18 protein-coding genes and 1 tRNA gene are annotated in these 15,071 nt (G+C 61.8%); 4 read left to right on the top strand and 15 right to left on the bottom strand.

All coding sequences use genetic code 11. The annotated features are described in order from the left end of the window. Position 1: 1 nt before the first annotated feature. The 4 genes from CDE01S_RS13145 to CDE01S_RS13130 form a co-directional block, all read right to left on the bottom strand. Entirely contained in the window at positions 2-1,267 is a 1,266-nt protein-coding gene (locus tag CDE01S_RS13145) for an NHLP bacteriocin system secretion protein (protein ID WP_066708281.1), read from the bottom strand. Positions 1,268-1,282: 15 nt separating this feature from the next. Further along, on the bottom strand, positions 1,283-2,497 hold the full coding sequence (locus CDE01S_RS13140; RefSeq protein ID WP_066708265.1) for a TolC family protein: 1,215 nt from the start codon (positions 2,495-2,497) through the stop codon (positions 1,283-1,285). Continuing rightward, on the bottom strand, positions 2,460-2,900 hold the full coding sequence (locus CDE01S_RS18510; protein ID WP_169802264.1) for a TolC family protein: 441 nt from the start codon (positions 2,898-2,900) through the stop codon (positions 2,460-2,462). The genes CDE01S_RS13140 and CDE01S_RS18510 overlap by 38 nt, the downstream gene beginning before the upstream one ends. Before the next feature lie 338 nt (positions 2,901-3,238). Beyond that, positions 3,239-3,314 (bottom strand) — tRNA-Arg (locus CDE01S_RS13130). Between the two features lie 97 nt (positions 3,315-3,411). Between CDE01S_RS13130 and CDE01S_RS13125 the strand changes: the two genes are divergently transcribed. After that, complete coding sequence (locus tag CDE01S_RS13125) at positions 3,412-3,930, top strand: c-type cytochrome (RefSeq protein WP_066708261.1); 519 nt, start codon at positions 3,412-3,414, stop codon at positions 3,928-3,930. Between the two features lie 88 nt (positions 3,931-4,018). On the opposite strand, the gene CDE01S_RS13120 is transcribed toward CDE01S_RS13125, so the two are convergent. Next, positions 4,019-4,558: a DUF2946 family protein gene (locus CDE01S_RS13120; protein WP_066708255.1), complete on the bottom strand. Its 540-nt coding sequence runs from the start codon at positions 4,556-4,558 to the stop codon at positions 4,019-4,021. Continuing rightward, the gene (locus CDE01S_RS13115) at positions 4,551-5,531 is read right to left on the bottom strand and encodes a YheT family hydrolase (RefSeq protein ID WP_066708251.1); all 981 of its coding nucleotides are present in this window, start codon (positions 5,529-5,531) and stop codon (positions 4,551-4,553) included. The genes CDE01S_RS13120 and CDE01S_RS13115 overlap by 8 nt, the downstream gene beginning before the upstream one ends. A gap of 91 nt (positions 5,532-5,622) precedes the next feature. Here CDE01S_RS13115 and CDE01S_RS13110 point away from each other — a divergent pair, with 91 nt between their 5' ends. Genes CDE01S_RS13110 through CDE01S_RS13100 form a run of 3 tightly spaced genes read left to right on the top strand, consistent with a single transcriptional unit; the run spans position 5,623 to position 7,676 of the window. Continuing rightward, positions 5,623-6,210, top strand: coding sequence for a LemA family protein (locus CDE01S_RS13110; RefSeq protein ID WP_066708247.1), 588 nt, complete (start codon positions 5,623-5,625; stop codon positions 6,208-6,210). Positions 6,211-6,234: 24 nt separating this feature from the next. Beyond that, positions 6,235-7,155: a TPM domain-containing protein gene (locus CDE01S_RS13105; RefSeq protein ID WP_066708245.1), complete on the top strand. Its 921-nt coding sequence runs from the start codon at positions 6,235-6,237 to the stop codon at positions 7,153-7,155. After that, positions 7,155-7,676, top strand: a complete 522-nt coding sequence (locus CDE01S_RS13100) for a TPM domain-containing protein (protein WP_066708243.1) — start codon at positions 7,155-7,157, stop codon at positions 7,674-7,676. Before CDE01S_RS13105 ends, CDE01S_RS13100 begins: the two co-directional genes overlap by 1 nt. Positions 7,677-7,776: 100 nt before the next feature. Here CDE01S_RS13100 and CDE01S_RS13095 read toward each other — a convergent pair whose 3' ends face one another. The 9 genes from CDE01S_RS13095 to CDE01S_RS13055 all read right to left on the bottom strand — a co-directional run bounded on the left by CDE01S_RS13095 (position 7,777) and on the right by CDE01S_RS13055 (position 15,002). Further along, positions 7,777-8,193: a F0F1 ATP synthase subunit epsilon gene (locus tag CDE01S_RS13095; RefSeq protein ID WP_066708241.1), complete on the bottom strand. Its 417-nt coding sequence runs from the start codon at positions 8,191-8,193 to the stop codon at positions 7,777-7,779. Between the two features lie 65 nt (positions 8,194-8,258). Then, complete coding sequence (gene atpD, locus CDE01S_RS13090) at positions 8,259-9,677, bottom strand: F0F1 ATP synthase subunit beta (protein ID WP_066708240.1); 1,419 nt, start codon at positions 9,675-9,677, stop codon at positions 8,259-8,261. A gap of 57 nt (positions 9,678-9,734) precedes the next feature. Beyond that, positions 9,735-10,613: a F0F1 ATP synthase subunit gamma gene (gene atpG / locus CDE01S_RS13085; RefSeq protein WP_066708228.1), complete on the bottom strand. Its 879-nt coding sequence runs from the start codon at positions 10,611-10,613 to the stop codon at positions 9,735-9,737. 29 nt (positions 10,614-10,642) lie between these two features. Beyond that, on the bottom strand, positions 10,643-12,196 hold the full coding sequence (atpA, locus tag CDE01S_RS13080) for a F0F1 ATP synthase subunit alpha (RefSeq protein WP_066708226.1): 1,554 nt from the start codon (positions 12,194-12,196) through the stop codon (positions 10,643-10,645). Between the two features lie 48 nt (positions 12,197-12,244). Next, on the bottom strand, positions 12,245-12,775 hold the full coding sequence (locus tag CDE01S_RS13075) for a F0F1 ATP synthase subunit delta (protein ID WP_066708224.1): 531 nt from the start codon (positions 12,773-12,775) through the stop codon (positions 12,245-12,247). An 8-nt stretch (positions 12,776-12,783) separates the two neighbouring features. Continuing rightward, a complete protein-coding gene (locus CDE01S_RS13070; protein WP_066708221.1) occupies positions 12,784-13,254 on the bottom strand; it encodes a F0F1 ATP synthase subunit B in 471 nt (156 codons plus the stop codon). 37 nt (positions 13,255-13,291) lie between these two features. Beyond that, positions 13,292-13,540, bottom strand: a complete 249-nt coding sequence (gene atpE, locus CDE01S_RS13065; RefSeq protein ID WP_019429175.1) for a F0F1 ATP synthase subunit C — start codon at positions 13,538-13,540, stop codon at positions 13,292-13,294. 63 nt (positions 13,541-13,603) lie between these two features. Further along, a complete protein-coding gene (gene atpB / locus CDE01S_RS13060) occupies positions 13,604-14,482 on the bottom strand; it encodes a F0F1 ATP synthase subunit A (RefSeq protein ID WP_066708218.1) in 879 nt (292 codons plus the stop codon). 19 nt (positions 14,483-14,501) lie between these two features. After that, positions 14,502-15,002, bottom strand: a complete 501-nt coding sequence (locus CDE01S_RS13055) for an ATP synthase subunit I (protein WP_066708215.1) — start codon at positions 15,000-15,002, stop codon at positions 14,502-14,504. Between the last annotated feature and the right edge of the window lie 69 nt (positions 15,003-15,071).

The following is a 15,071-nucleotide window of genomic DNA, read 5'->3' as shown; positions in this document are numbered from 1 at the left end:
ATCAGATGCCCAGGTTGTCGCGCAGGATGGGAATGACCAGACTGATGGGGCGGCGGTTGCTGACCGTGATGGTGGCCGAGCAAAGCGTGCCGCTTTCGATGCGGGTGTCCGGGCCTTTCGGCGAAGTCCATTTGTAGCCGCTGACAGTTGTGGCACTCGGCGTCAGATCCGCTTGGACGGCGATCGGCGCCGCCCCCGCCGCCAGTTGCTGCACGAGCTGCGGGTTCCTGAGGACGCGTTGCATGCCCTCGGTCGAGGATGGGAAATCGGCCACCGACTTCACCTTGCCGACCATCAACCCGAACTCTTCCTGCCGGACCGTCGAGGGCGCGATCTGCACATCCATGTTGGTCTTGACCTTCTTGCCATCGAGCGGCGCGATGTAGACCACGGCCTCCAGGTCGCTGACGCTGGCCCCGGTTTGCTCAAGGGTGAGAATGGAGGTGCCGGCATTGACGGGGCTGCCTTCCGCCAGCTTGATCTCCAGCACACGACCACTGAACGGGCTGAAGACCAGGGAGGACTGATCACTGCTGCGCATCAGGCTGGCCAGATTGCGCTCAGCTTCGTTGAGCTGAATCGCCAGGGTGCTCTGCTCGGTGTCTGTTTGCTTGCGGGACTCCAGACGACGTACGCCGATCTGGCGGATTTCATTTTGAAACGCGTCAATCGATTGGCGCGCCGTTGACCACTCCAGGCGGCTGTTCAAGAGCGTCTGGCGCGTGATCAGCCCCTGTTCCAGCAGGAGCTCCTGATTCCTGATCTTGCCCTCCAGCGTCCGGACCTGCTCTTCAGCCGTGGCGATCTTGGCCCGCAACCCGCGCTCCGAATCGGCCAGGTAGGCACCCTGTTCGGCCGTGCTGCGGCTGTTGATCAACTTGACCTGCTCCTGCCGCGCCCTGAGTTCATGCAGTTTGGCTTCGGCGCTCTTGATCTGGTCCATGCTGGTGCTGCGCTCCACCCGGGCAATCATCTGCCCGTGCCGCACCATGTCGCCAGCCTCGACAGAGATGTCGCTGACCCAACCATTGCCCGGCGCAACGATCTCATCCACGCCGCCGGGACGAATCAGGATGCAGGAGCCGCGCACCTTGCTCGGGATGCTGCCGAAGATGCCCCATAACAAGGCGGTCAACAACAGGCCACCGATGGCCGCCAGAGCCAACCAGGCACGCGGTGACGTCACCCGGATCAGGGAATCCAACTGCTCGGGTGATGCCAGTCGGTCCAACGATGACTTGCGAAAAATACCTTGCCGTTCCTGCATGTTGTAAATTCCTTCTTATCGGGCCACGCCAGCAGCCCACGACAGGTCGAAAAGCCGGGCCAGATCGACCGTGTTCTCCCCTGCCGCCTCCCCGATGAGCACCCCCATCTCGTAACCCAGCGTGGCCAGGGACGTGAGGTAGTTGAGATGGTTGCTGACCTGGGCCAGGCGGGCATTGCGCAGGCTGTCGTTCACGGTGAGCACATTGAGGATGGTGGATGTCCCCAGCCGGTTCTTGGTTTTTTCGTTTTCGAGGCTCAGGCGATAGATCGCAACCGATTCGGTGGAAGCCTTGAGCTGCCAGGCATTGCGAATCAGGCCGGAGAAAGTGGCCTCCACGGCCAGGCTAACCGTTCGGACCAGGCTGTTGTAGTTGATGACGGACTGCTCGTAAGCAGCGGCGCGCTGTGCCAGCGCGCCTTCCGCTGCGTTGTTGCCGAACGCCCATTGGTAGGTCAGCGCCACGGACGCATTGGGCGTTGCCGTGTTCTCGCTGAGCGCCCGGTAGTAATTGCTTGTCGCCGACCCTTCCGAAATGCCCGCCACCCCGCCACCCAGGGTGAGGTTGAGCTGCGGGCGCAGATTGCTGCGTGCAACATCCATCAAGGCCTGCGCCATCTCCTGACGCAGACGGGCTGCCATCAGGTCGGGGCGCTGCGCCAGTACCTGATCCTGAACACGGGCACTGACGCTGACCTGCGAGGGGATGTCTTGCGGCAGCGGCGGGAAATCACCTGCTGCCTCCAGCTCGACGATCTCCGAATAGGTCAGGCCCATCAGGTTGCCCAAGGCCTGACGGGCCTGCAACAGGCCCGTCTCTGCCGCCAGCCTGGCCGAACGCCGGTCGGCCAAGGACGCCTGAATCAGGTTGACCTCGGCCGCTGGCAACTCATCGGCAGCGATCAGCTTGCGGGTGTCTTCCAGCAGCTTGTGCATGCTGGCTTCGCCCTCACGCGCGATGGCCAGGTTTTTCCCGGCTGCCAGCAGGCTCCAGTAGGCGTTGGCCGCGCTCAATACATTCTTGGCCACCACTTGCCGCAGGTCCTGCTGGCTGGCCTGCCACTCCATCTGGTTGGCGCGCTCGCCGGTGGCCGCAGCCAAACCGGCATTGCGCAACAACGGAATGGTCAGGCTGAAACTGATCAGCCCGAGGTTTTGCGGCTCCCACCGGTTGAAGGTATTGGTCGACCCCTCACTGCGGGTGGAGGAAACCGACGTGGACAGGATCACGCCATTGCGCAAGGTTCTTGTCGAGGGAAATGGCGGCCGACCGGGAATCGGCCTGGAGCTCACTGACCGCACCGCCGGCCAGCCGGCCATAGTTGGCGGTGTAGGTCGCCCGGTTGGCCTCGTTCAAAGGCTGGTTGTCACGCTTGCGGTTGGCAGACAACTGCACGGCGGGGTCAAACGCCCCCGAGCTCTGCTGCAAAACACCCCGTGCCAGCTCAACCTGTCGTTCCTGCAAACGGATGGACGGATTTCTTGCCAGCGTCTGGCGGATGACTTCATCCAGTGCCACCGACCGGCCCGGCCCGGCCGGCGCCTGGGCAGCAGCAAGCCCCGGCAGCACGGCCAGCACAGCGCACGCAACACCCTGCGCCCACCCCGGCACAGAAAACAACGCAGTCTTCATGAAACCCATCGAACAAGAGGACGGCACGGACAAAACAATCCGACCCGACAGCCTCTTCAAGACTGAGTAACAGGTTCATTGCAAATGGTTCGCGGGAATGTGATTTTTTTGGAACCGGCCACGTTGGCCGTTTCATGCCGCGTGAACAAGCGCCGTTTTTCCGGAGCCGCTGCCAAGCGGGTCTTGGCCGTGAAAAGCGCGTTCGCAGGATAGGTGACGCAGCCGATCAAACCTGTGAACTGCCTGCGCATGGGCGCCGCGGCATAGGTTGATCAAAGCGGGATGGATGGCCCGGAGTCCCCGCGAAGTGACAGCACTGACGTCCGGGAATGTTGATCTGGTGCGGCTGGCGGGGATCGAACCCACGACCCTTGGCTTCGGAGGCCAATACTCTATCCACTGAGCTACAGCCGCTGAACCGAGCACCCCGCATTGTAGGGGGTTTCGGCCGGGGCGGCCGCTATAATCGTTTGCTGATTCATATCAAGCCCCCAGAATTATTGAGGACACCATGAGCGACAACAGCCACGAAGAAGCCCACACCGGCCCGATCAAGACCCCCAAGCAATTGGTGTGGGCATCCATCTTTGCCTTTGTGGTTCCGGTGTTCATCATCATCGGCCTGGTGAGTTATGTCACCTCGGCCAACAAGCCTGCTGCCGGCGCCGTGAATACAGAAAAAGCCGTTGCCGAACGCCTGCAGAAAATCGGCTCGGTCGAGATCCGTGACGCCAACCGCCCCCTGAAGAGCGGCGAGGAAGTCTTCAAAGCCCAGTGCGCGGCTTGTCATGCCACCGGCGCTGCCGGCGCGCCCAAATTCCAGGACGTTGCAGCTTGGGCCCCGCGCATCAAGACCGGCCTGGATGCCCTGCTGAACTCCGCCCTCAAGGGCAAGGGCGCCATGGCACCGCAAGGCGGCGGCGACCACTCCGATGTTGAGATTGCCCGCGCTGCCGTTTACATGGCCAATGCCGCTGGCGCCAAGTTCGAAGAACCCAAGGCACCTGCTGCTGCCGCTGAAGCCAAATAAGCTTTTCAGCGCCTCCAAAAAAACCGGTCATCGACCGGTTTTTTTATGCCAAATCGCGCCCTAGGCCTTATTAAATCTGCGCATCAAGCTACTTTTTTGATAGCAAATCCGGGCTGATGACATAACCAAATCGCTCTGGCATGTGTGGTGCGGCCATTTCCTCCAGCGTCCACAAGCCGGCCTGCACGGCGTCCGCCGCCAACGCGACGTCCTGCGTGTGCACCAGGCCAAAACCGAGATCGGTGAGCAGATAGACGCGGCCTTCCTCGTCCATCAGGCACTGCCGCACCTGTGCCGACTGCCCGGTATGGGTCAGCACCGTCAAGTCCGGCTGAATGCGCCAGATCCAGGGCGTGGCCTCCAGCTCCACAAAAACCCGTTGCGGCCCGTTCTGGAAGAACCAGCGCCCTTGCGCATCGGCGCCGTAGTTGCGCTGGATGAAGTCGATCAACTTGTCGTGCCGCAACAGTGAGCCTTTGGCGCTTTTGGCACCGCCTGCAAACGCCCCTGCGGCTTGCGCCCGGTCATCGCGCATGTACCAGTTGCCGCGGGCGTCCAGTCCGAGCCAACCAAAACAGTCCGGCACATTCGGCCATTTGGCCATGGCCTGTTTGACGATGTCATCCATGTCGGCCTCCCGCCGCCTGCAGCAGCCATTGTCCGACCGCATCCGGCATGGGACGCACATGACCCGGCCAACGTCCGCCCGCAAAGCCGACATGGCCGCCATGCCGTGGCTGCCACAGAGTGACATGCGCGCCCACATCCCCTTCGTGGGGCAGGCTGGACGCGGGCACGAAGGGATCGTTCTGCGCATTGACCGCCAGCGCCGGCAGGCGGATGCCTGCCAGATGCGGCTTGGCAGAAGCGCGGCGCCAGTAGTCATCAACGTCCTTGAAGCCATGCAAGGGGGCGGTGAAGACATTGTCGAACTCGTACAGGTTGCGTGCGGCACGCAGGGCTTGTGCATCGAACAGGTCCGGGTGCTGCGCCAGCTTCTGCATGGCCTTCGGCTTCATGGTGTTCAGAAACATGCGCGTGTAGACCAGGCGGTTGAAACCGCGGCCGATCGCCTGGCCGCCCGCCGCCAAATCCAGCGGCGCGCAGACCGAGGCCACCGCAGACACCATCTGCGCCGCCGCCCCACCCATCTCGCCCGCCCAGCGCATCAACGCATTGCCGCCCAGTGAGACCCCGACTGCCACGATCGGGCCCGTGTGCACGGCGCGGCAACGCGCCAAAATCCAGTGCACCTCCTCAAAATCGCCCGAGTGGTAGGCACGGGGCGCCAGATTGATCTCGCCACTGCAGCCGCGGAAGTGCGGCACGGCATACGCCATGTGCTGCTCGCGCGCGAAATCGGCAAAGGCCTGCGCGTAGTGGCTCTGCGACGAACCTTCCAGACCGTGGAACAGCACCAGCAGCGTTTTGCCCGGCGTCTGCTGCTGCAGCCAATCCACGTCGATGAAGTCGCCATCGGGGGTGGTCCAGCGCTCGCGCCGGAATTGCGGCCGCGGCCCCAGCACCTGCCGTGCATAAAGCGCAGGCCAGATGGTTTGCAGGTTGCCGCCAGGCAGCCACTGAGGGGCCGAGTAGTTCATGTGGATATTCAAAGTCGCAGCCGCAATTTTCCGCCATAAGCCGGGGACGCAGGTGTATGCTAAGCCCCGCTTCTTGTTGCAGGAGTTTTCCATGATGCGCTGGCTTTTCACCTTGATCGCTGCTTTGGCCCTGAGCGGGTGCGGCTACAACGATTTTCAACGGCTCGACGAGCAGACCCAATCGGCCTGGAGCGAAGTGCTCAACCAGTACCAGCGCCGTGCCGACCTGGTGCCCAACATCGTGGCTACGGTCAAGGGCGAAGCTGCCTTCGAGCAGGAAACGCTCACGCGCGTGATCGAAGCACGCGCCAAGGCCACCGCCATCCAGGTCACGCCTGACACCCTCAGCAACCCGCAGTCGCTGCAGAAATTCCAGGCGGCCCAGGGCGAACTCGGCAATGCCTTGAGCCGGCTGATGGTCGTGTCCGAGCGTTACCCGACCTTGCAGGCCAACCAGGGCTTCCGTGACCTGCGCGTGCAGCTCGAAGGGACGGAAAACCGCATCACCATCGCACGCAACCGCTACATCCAGGCAGTGCAGGAATACAACGTGCTGGCGCGCAGTTTCCCCAGCAACCTCACCGCCATGCTGTTTGGCTACCAGACCAAGCCGAATTTCGCCCCGCAGAACGAGGCGGCCATCTCCTCGCCGCCCGCGGTCGACTTTGGCAAAAAGTAAGTCTTTCCTTTTTCTCTGACGCGTATGCTGCACTGGGCTCGCCGTTGCGGCATCTTCGTCTTGTTCCTGGCGGCATGGGCAGGCACCGCCCTGGCCCAGGGCGTGCTGCCGGTCCCGGCCTTGACCGCCCGGGTGATGGACCACACCGGCACGCTCACTGCCCCGCAGTTAGGTGCCCTTGAAGACAAACTGGCTGCTTTTGAGCAGACGCAGGGCTCGCAAATCGTCATCCTGCTGGTGCCCACCACGCAGCCTGAAGACATTGCCGCCTACGCCAACCGGGTCTTCAACACCTGGAAGCCGGGCCGTGCTGGCCTCGGCGACGGGCTGCTGATGGTGGTTGCCAAGCAGGACCGGAAGATCCGCATTGAAGTGGCTCGCGCTCTGGAGGGGGCCATCCCCGATCTGGCCGCCAAACAGGTGATTGACGAGGTGCTGACACCCCATTTCCGCCAGAACGATTTTGCGGGCGGACTGGACCAGGCCATTGACCGTCTGATTGCTTTGATTCGTGGCGAAGGCCTGCCCACGCCCAGCACCAACCCACCCCGTGGTGCCGATGCGGGTATTGAGTGGATGGACCTGGCCATCCTGCTGTTTATTGCGGTTCCCGTATTGGGCTCCCTGCTGCGCCGCATTCTGGGCCACAAGCTGGGCACACTGGCCACCGGCGGCGCCGTGGCCGCCCTCACGTTTGTCTTCACGGCCAGCTTGCTGCTGGCTGGCATGGCGGCGCTCCTGGCCATCCTGCTGACCTTTATCGCCGGCACCCCGTTGGGCAGTGCCTTGCTGGCTGCCAGCCAGCAGCGTCAGAACCATGGCGGCCGCTGGGGCGGCGGTGATTTCGGCGGCGGCTTTGGCGGGGGTGGATTTGGCTCAGGCGGCGGCTTCAGCTCAGGCGGTGGTGGCGACGGTGCCGGTGGTGGCGCCTCGGGAGATTGGTGATGATGAAACGACTCCTCCGTTTGCTGCGCCACCGCTGGTTCGATGAGCGAACCGTCCGTCGCGCCATCCCGGCTGACGTGCGTGAGCGCCTGCTTCAGCGCGTTCGCGCCAGCGAGCAACGTCACAGCGGCGAGATCCGTATCTTCATCGAAGCCGGCCTTCCAATGAGTTACCTCTGGCGTCAAGCCGAGACACGGACCATCATCCGACAGCGGGCACTCACCTTGTTCGGCAAGCTCCGTGTCTGGGATACCGAACACAACAATGGCGTGCTGATCTACCTGCTGCTGGCCGAGCGCGCTATCGAGATCGTGGCCGATCGCGGCATCAACCGCCACCTCAGCCCACAACAATGGCAAGACATGATCTCGCGCATGCGTACCGCCTTCCGCGATGAGCAGTTTGAAGCGGGGCTGACCTCGGCGCTGGAGGAAATCTCCGCCGTGCTGGTGCAGCACTTCCCCTTGACCGCCGACGCAGCCAACCCCAATGAATTGCCCGACGCGCCCCTGATTGGTTGAAAAACGGCCTGCGGGGCGACCCCAAAAGCAAAAGCCCCGACGATCACGTACGGGGCTTTTGTCATGCGGCAGGCCAGATGGCCCGCTGCGCAGTCGTGGCTTACTTCTTCTGGCGGTACTTGCGCAGTGCGGCGATCTGGGCTGCCATGATGGCCAGTTCCGACTGGGCCTTGGCCAGATCGATGTCGCTCTTGGCGTTCTTGAGGGCTTCCTCGGCAGCCAACTTGGCCTCGTTGGCCTTCTCTTCGTCCAGGTCCTTGCCGCGCACAGCCGTATCCGACAGCACGGTCACGCAGTCCGGTTGCACTTCGAGAATGCCACCCGCCACGAAGACAAACTCTTCGCTGCCGTCGGCCGCCTCGATGCGCACCGAGCCCGGCTTGATGCGGGTGATCAGCGGAGTGTGGCGCGGATAGATACCGAGCTCACCCGCTTCGCCCGGCAGGGCGACAAAACGCGCTTCACCCGAGAAGATGGACTCTTCGGCACTGACAACATCAACGTGGATGGTGTTCATAATTTCTCCTGAAAGATGTTGCTCAAAACTGGCTGCCGGTCACTTGCGCAACCGGCAACTCAGCTTCAGGCCATCTTCTTGGCTTTCTCGAAGGCTTCGTCAATGGTGCCGACCATGTAGAAGGCCTGCTCGGGCAGGTGGTCGCACTCGCCAGCCACGATCATCTTGAAACCACGGATGGTTTCGGACAGCGGCACATACTTGCCGGGCGAACCCGTGAACACTTCGGCCACGTGGAACGGCTGCGACAGGAAACGCTGGATCTTACGGGCGCGGGCCACGGTCAGCTTGTCTTCCGGTGCCAGTTCGTCCATGCCCAGAATCGCGATGATGTCGCGCAGTTCCTTGTAGCGCTGCAGCGTGCCCTGCACGGCGCGGGCGGTCGTGTAGTGCTCTTCGCCGACGACGTCGGGCGACAGCTGGCGGCTGGTGGAATCCAGCGGGTCCACAGCGGGGTAGATACCCAGCGAAGCGATGTCACGGCTCAGCACCACGGTGGAGTCCAGGTGGGCGAAGGTGGTGGCAGGCGACGGGTCGGTCAAGTCGTCGGCCGGCACGTACACGGCCTGGATCGAGGTGATCGAGCCCACCTTGGTGGAGGTAATACGCTCTTGCAGGCGGCCCATTTCCTCAGCCAGCGTCGGCTGGTAGCCCACGGCGGAAGGCATACGGCCCAGCAGGGCGGACACTTCGGTACCGGCCAGGGTGTAGCGGTAGATGTTGTCCACGAAGAACAGCACGTCACGGCCTTCGTCACGGAAGGACTCGGCAATGGTCAGACCGGTCAGGGCCACGCGCAGACGGTTGCCCGGGGGCTCATTCATCTGACCGTAGACCATGGCCACTTTGGATTCGGCCAGGTCATCGAGCTTCACCACGCCGGAATCGGCCATCTCGTGGTAGAAGTCGTTACCTTCACGGGTACGCTCACCCACGCCAGCAAACACGGACAGACCCGAGTGCGCCTTGGCGATGTTGTTGATCAGCTCCATCATGTTCACGGTCTTGCCCACACCGGCACCACCGAACAGACCGACCTTACCGCCCTTGGCGAACGGGCAGACCAGGTCAATCACCTTGATGCCGGTTTCCAGCAGTTCCTGCGAGGGGCTCAGCTCGTCGTAAGCGGGGGCCTTGCGGTGGATCGAAGCGGTCAGCGCCTGGTCCACAGGGCCGCGCTCGTCGATCGGGTTGCCCAGCACGTCCATGATGCGGCCCAGTGTGGCCTTGCCGACCGGCACCGTGATCGGCTTGCCGGTGTTGAACACCATCATGCCGCGGCGCAGGCCGTCGGAAGAACCCAGGGCAATGGTACGGACGATGCCGTCGCCGAGCTGCTGCTGCACTTCGAGCGTCAGGGTCGAACCGTCCATTTTCAGGGCGTCATAGATGCTGGGCATCTGGTCGCGCGGGAACTCGACGTCCACCACAGCGCCGATACACTGAACAATTTTTCCCTGCACTTGCGAGTTTGCTTGAGCCATTTTTCGCTCCAAAAATTTGAATCTTTAACTTGACAAAGGTCAGACTGGAGATGCCGCTTACACAGCAGCCGCACCCGCCACAATTTCCGACAGTTCTTTCGTGATCGCGGCCTGACGCGTCTTGTTGTAAACCAGCTTGAGTTCGCCAATCACGCTGCCAGCGTTGTCGGTTGCGGCCTTCATGGCCACCATCCGTGCTGACTGTTCCGATGCCATGTTCTCGGCCACAGCCTGGTACACCAGGGCTTCCACGTAACGCACGAGCAGGTCGTCAATGACAGACTGCGCATCCGGTTCGTAGATGTAGTCCCAGTCGTGCTGCGGGCCGCTGGCTTGCGCCTCGGCCTGCATCTTGGCTGCAGACAGCGGCAAGAGCTGCTCCACCACGGGTTCCTGCTTCATGGTGTTGATGAACTTGGTGTAGCTCAGGTACACGGCACTGATCTCGCCACGGGTGTAGGCATCCAGCAGCACCTTGACGGGGCCGATGAGCTTGTCCAGATGCGGCGTGTCACCGAGTTGCGTCACATGCGACACCACCTTGGCGCCGATACGGCCCAGAAAGCCCAGACCCTTGTTGCCAATGGCCACGGCCTGTGTGGAGACGCCAGCACTCTGCAGCTCGCGCAGCTTGGTCGTCACACCACGCAGAACGTTGGTGTTCAGACCGCCGCACAGGCCCTTGTCGGTGGTCACGACAATCATGCCGGCGCTCTTGGCACCGTTCTTTTGCATGAACGGATGCACATACTCCGGATTGGCCTTGCCGAGGTTGGCGGCAATGTTGCGCACCTTCTCGCTGTATGGACGGGCGGCATGCATCCGCTGCTGCGCCTTGCGCATCTTGGACGCGGCCACCATTTCCATGGCCTTGGTGATCTTCTTGGTGTTTTCCACCGATTTGATCTTGCCGCGTATTTCCTTACCTGCTGCCATGCTTGGCTCCTTAAGCTTTCAGGTCGGGATCAGGCGAACGACTTCTTGAATGCCGCGATCGCGGTATTCAGTTCAGCTTCGGCATCCTTGTCCATGGCCTTGTCGGCTTCCAGCTTGGCCAGCAGCGCAGCGTGCTTGTCCTTCAGGTAGCCGTGCAGGCCGTGCTCGAACGGCAGAACCTTCTTGACGTCGAGGTCATCGAGGTAACCCTTGTTCACCGCGTACAGGGAAGATGCCATCAGGCTGATGGGCAGCGGGCTGTACTGGGGCTGCTTGAGCAGTTCGGTCACGCGGGCACCGCGGTCGAGCTGCTTGCGGGTGGCCTCGTCCAGGTCGGAAGCGAACTGCGCGAAAGCAGCCAGTTCACGGTACTGGGCCAGGTCGGTACGGATACCACCGGACAGGTTCTTGATCAGCTTGGTCTGGGCAGCACCACCGACGCGCGACACCGAGATACCGGCGTTGATGGCGGGACGGATGCCGGCGTTGAACAGCGAGGTCTCCAGGAAGATCTGGCCGTCGGTGATCGAGATCACGTTGGTCGGCACGAAAGCGGAGACGTCGCCAGCCTGGGTTTCAATGATCGGCAGCGCGGTCAGCGAACCGGTCTTGCCCTTGACGGCGCCCTTGGTGAAGGCTTCGACGTAGTCGGCATTCACGCGAGCGGCACGCTCCAGCAGACGGCTGTGGAGATAGAACACGTCGCCGGGGTAGGCTTCGCGGCCCGGGGGACGGCGCAGCAGCAGTGACACCTGACGGTAGGCCACAGCCTGCTTGGACAGGTCGTCGTACACGATCAGGGCGTCTTCACCGCGATCGCGGAAGTACTCGCCCATCGTGCAGCCGGAGTAGGCCGACACGTACTGCATGGCAGCGGATTCGGAAGCCGTGGCGGCCACGACGATGGTGTACTCCATCGCGCCGGCCTGTTCCAGGGCACGCACCACGTTCTTGATCGACGAAGCCTTCTGACCGATGGCCACGTAGATACAGGTCATGTTCTGACCCTTCTGGTTGATGATGGTGTCGATCGCGACGGCGGTCTTGCCGGTCTGACGGTCACCAATGATCAACTCGCGCTGGCCGCGGCCGACCGGCACCATGGAGTCGATCGACTTCAGGCCGGACTGCATCGGCTGGTCCACCGACTTACGGGCGATCACGCCCGGGGCGACCTTCTCGATCACGTCGGTCATCTTGGCGTTGATCGGGCCCTTGCCGTCGATCGGCTGACCCAGTGCGTTCACCACACGGCCAATCAGCTCGGGGCCGACCGGCACTTCCAGAATGCGGCCGGTGCACTTGACGGTATCGCCTTCGGAAATGTGCTCGTATTCGCCCAGAATCACGGCGCCGACGGAGTCGCGCTCGAGGTTCAGTGCCAGGCCGAAAGTGGGCAGGCCATCGCTGCCGGCCGGGAATTCGAGCATTTCGCCCTGCATCACGTCGGACAGGCCATGGATGCGCACGATGCCGTCGGTCACGGACACCACGGTGCCCTGGTTGCGAATGTCGGCGCTGGAAGCCAGCCCCTCAATGCGGCTCTTGATCAGATCAGAGATTTCTGCGGGATTGAGTTGCATGACTCTTTCCTTCTTTCGTTAGTTGGGCAAACAGCCGGGCTTGCGCCTTCAGGCCGTGAGAGCCACTTTCATTTGTTCCAGACGGGCTTTGACCGAAGTGTCGAGCACCTCGTCACCCACCACCACGCGAATGCCGCCAATCAGGTCGGCATCGAGCTCGACCTTGACGTTGAGCTTGCGACCGAAGCGCTTTTCCAGCGCAGCGGACACGTCGGCCAGGGCCGCGCCATCAACCGGGAACGCGCTGTAGACCACCGCGTCTGACGAACCACCTTGTGCGTTCTTGAGGGCACGGAACTGCGCCGCAATTTCAGGCAAGGCGTTCAGGCGGCCGTTTTCGATCACGGTGCGCAGGAAGTTCTTGGCCTGCTCCGGCAGCGCGGTCTTGGCAATGCCGCTGATCAAGTCGAACACCTGGTTCGTCGTGATCTTCGGGTTGCCGGCAAATTGCTGCAGACCGGCATCGCCGGCAATCACAGCAAGTTCTTCCACCCAGGCGGCAGCGCCGTTCAAGTCGGCACGGGCAGACTTGAACAACGCTTCGGCGTAAGGGCGGGCAATGGTGGCAAGTTCAGCCATGGTTCACCTTACAGCTCGGTCTTCAGGCGATTTAGCAGATCAGCGTGGACACCGGCGTTGACTTCCTTGCGCAGGATCTGCTCGGCGCCCTTGACTGCCAGCACGGCGACCTGCTCACGCAGGGCTTCACGTGCCTTGGCGGTCTGCTGCTCGGCTTCAGCCTTGGCAGCGGCGATGATCTTGTTGCCTTCTTCGGTGGCGCGGGCCTTGGCTTCTTCAACGATGCCTTGGGCGCGGCGCTCCGCGTCAGCCAGACGCACAGCCGTCTCGTTGCGCGACGTGGCCAGCTCGGCCTCGACACGCTTGTTAGCGTTGGCGAGTTCAGCCTTGGCCTTGTCGGCGGCGGCGAGACCGTCGGCGATTTTCTGGGCCCGCTCGTCGAGTGCCTTGGTGATCGGGGGCCACACGAATTTCATCGTGAACCACACCAGGATCGCAAAGACAACCGCCTGCAGGAACAGGGTTGCATTAATGTTCACGGCTTGATTCCTTCTCTAGCGTGAAGGGGTCCGTTGATTACTTCAGAACGAAGGGGTTGGCGAAGGCGAACAGCAGAGCAATAGCCACACCGATCAGGAAGGCAGCGTCGATCAGACCGGCCAAGATGAACATCTTGGTTTGCAGTTCGTTCATCAGTTCCGGCTGACGAGCAGAAGACTCGAGGAACTTGCCACCCATCAGGGCGATACCAATCGAGGCACCGATAGCGCCGAGACCGACGATCAGACCACAAGCCAGTGCGACGAGGCCGAGAATGTTTTCCATGAGAAGCTCCTAAAAGTTTGCGGAAAAGAAAAGTGAAAAGAAAGAGAACGGAAGAGAGTTACATCAATGTGCGTCGTGCGCTTGACCGGTGTAGATCAGCGTCAACATCATAAAGATGAAGGCTTGCAAAGTGATCACCAGGATGTGGAACAAGGTCCACACGGTTCCGGCGATGACATGGCCGATGGCCAAGCCAACACCGGTTGCCGACAGTGCCCAGCCGCCACCCATGAGGGCAATCAGCATGAACACCAACTCACCTGCAAACATGTTGCCAAACAACCGCATGCCGTGCGACACGGTCTTGGCAAGGTACTCGATCATCTGCATCAGGAAATTCACCGGATACAGGGCCCAGTGGTCACCAAAGGGCGCAGCAATCAGCTCATGCGCCCAGCCACCCAGACCCTTGATCTTGATGTTGTAGACCAGGCAGACCAGCAGAACCGAGCAGGACAGACCCAGCGTGGTCGACAGGTCGGCCGTCGGCACCACGCGCATGTAGTCCTTGAAACCCAGCGCCGGACCGGCGCTGTGCCAGAAGTAGGGGATCAGGTCGACCGGCAGCATGTCCATCGCGTTCATCAGGAAGATCCAGACAAACACGGTCAAGGCCAGCGGGGAAATCAGCTTGCGGCTTTTGGCGTTGTGAATCACGCCCTTGGCCTGGTTTTCCACCATTTCGGACAGCAGCTCCACCGCCGCCTGGAAGCGACCTGGCACACCCGAGGTGGCTTTGCGCGCTGCATTCCAGAGCACAAAGCAGCCAATCACGCCCAACAGCAGCGAGAAGACCAGCGAGTCGAAATTGAACAGACTGAAATCGACGATGCTGTGCTGCTCGACGTTTTCGAAATTGAAGTTCTTTTGCAGATGATGCAAATGGTGCTGGATGTATTCTCCAGCCGACGGGGCGTGTGCACCAGCGTTTTCAGCAGACATAAATCACCAGTTCGTCAATTCAAATCTTCACGATCGACTTGCGGCGCGCCGGATGCAGCCACATGGCCACCCAGTACACCTTCATCGCCACCACAAAACCGGCCAGCAAGGCCAACCAGCTCAGACCGGGAACCAGCTTCGGCGCCGCCAGCAGCATCGCCACCGTCAGCACCACCTTCACCAGCTCCCACACAAAAAAACCTGCCAGCGCAGCACCCGCCACACCCGCCTGCCGTGACAGCCCGCGCACCATCAGGGCCGCCGGAACCACCACCGCCAACGCACCGTAGCCCGCAGACCACGCCACTTCGGCGCGACCACTCAGCATCCAGACCAAGGCCGCCACCAGAGCACCCGCCACCACCTGCCACCCCACAATTCGCCACGGCGAAAGCAAAGGGTTGTTTTCTCGCCATTGCCGCGCCTGCTCGGCGGTCAACGGCTTGAAATCAGGCTCGAGCGCCTCATCTGTTTCATCTGCAAAGGCCTGTTTGACGGGCTGCGGCGTGGTTTCAGACATCCTCAACGGCACCCCAAGTTACAACCGTAAACCTTTGCAAAGCCACTGATTATACTAAGGATTTGCTGA

The sequence above is a fragment of the Curvibacter delicatus NBRC 14919 genome (assembly GCF_001592265.1).
Lineage (GTDB): Bacteria > Pseudomonadota > Gammaproteobacteria > Burkholderiales > Burkholderiaceae_C > Hylemonella > Hylemonella delicata.
Note: the sequence above shows the minus strand (reverse complement) of the source record. Positions and strands in the feature narration are given on the sequence as shown.

What these genes read in the sequence shown, in the direction of transcription:
- atpD (WP_066708240.1), bottom strand. Translation starts at nt 9,677, where the DNA reads ATGGCTCAAGCAAACTCGCAAGTGCAGGGAAAAATTGTTCAGTGTATC.
- atpB (WP_066708218.1), bottom strand. Translation starts at nt 14,482, where the DNA reads ATGTCTGCTGAAAACGCTGGTGCACACGCCCCGTCGGCTGGAGAATAC.
- CDE01S_RS13125 (WP_066708261.1), top strand. Translation starts at nt 3,412, where the DNA reads ATGAGCGACAACAGCCACGAAGAAGCCCACACCGGCCCGATCAAGACC.
- CDE01S_RS13110 (WP_066708247.1), top strand. Translation starts at nt 5,623, where the DNA reads ATGATGCGCTGGCTTTTCACCTTGATCGCTGCTTTGGCCCTGAGCGGG.
- CDE01S_RS13075 (WP_066708224.1), bottom strand. Translation starts at nt 12,775, where the DNA reads ATGGCTGAACTTGCCACCATTGCCCGCCCTTACGCCGAAGCGTTGTTC.
- CDE01S_RS18510 (WP_169802264.1), bottom strand. Translation starts at nt 2,900, where the DNA reads ATGAAGACTGCGTTGTTTTCTGTGCCGGGGTGGGCGCAGGGTGTTGCG.
- atpA (WP_066708226.1), bottom strand. Translation starts at nt 12,196, where the DNA reads ATGCAACTCAATCCCGCAGAAATCTCTGATCTGATCAAGAGCCGCATT.
- CDE01S_RS13055 (WP_066708215.1), bottom strand. Translation starts at nt 15,002, where the DNA reads ATGTCTGAAACCACGCCGCAGCCCGTCAAACAGGCCTTTGCAGATGAA.
- CDE01S_RS13105 (WP_066708245.1), top strand. Translation starts at nt 6,235, where the DNA reads ATGCTGCACTGGGCTCGCCGTTGCGGCATCTTCGTCTTGTTCCTGGCG.
- CDE01S_RS13095 (WP_066708241.1), bottom strand. Translation starts at nt 8,193, where the DNA reads ATGAACACCATCCACGTTGATGTTGTCAGTGCCGAAGAGTCCATCTTC.
- CDE01S_RS13120 (WP_066708255.1), bottom strand. Translation starts at nt 4,558, where the DNA reads ATGGATGACATCGTCAAACAGGCCATGGCCAAATGGCCGAATGTGCCG.
- atpG (WP_066708228.1), bottom strand. Translation starts at nt 10,613, where the DNA reads ATGGCAGCAGGTAAGGAAATACGCGGCAAGATCAAATCGGTGGAAAAC.
- CDE01S_RS13145 (WP_066708281.1), bottom strand. Translation starts at nt 1,267, where the DNA reads ATGCAGGAACGGCAAGGTATTTTTCGCAAGTCATCGTTGGACCGACTG.
- CDE01S_RS13100 (WP_066708243.1), top strand. Translation starts at nt 7,155, where the DNA reads ATGATGAAACGACTCCTCCGTTTGCTGCGCCACCGCTGGTTCGATGAG.
- atpE (WP_019429175.1), bottom strand. Translation starts at nt 13,540, where the DNA reads ATGGAAAACATTCTCGGCCTCGTCGCACTGGCTTGTGGTCTGATCGTC.
- CDE01S_RS13115 (WP_066708251.1), bottom strand. Translation starts at nt 5,531, where the DNA reads ATGAACTACTCGGCCCCTCAGTGGCTGCCTGGCGGCAACCTGCAAACC.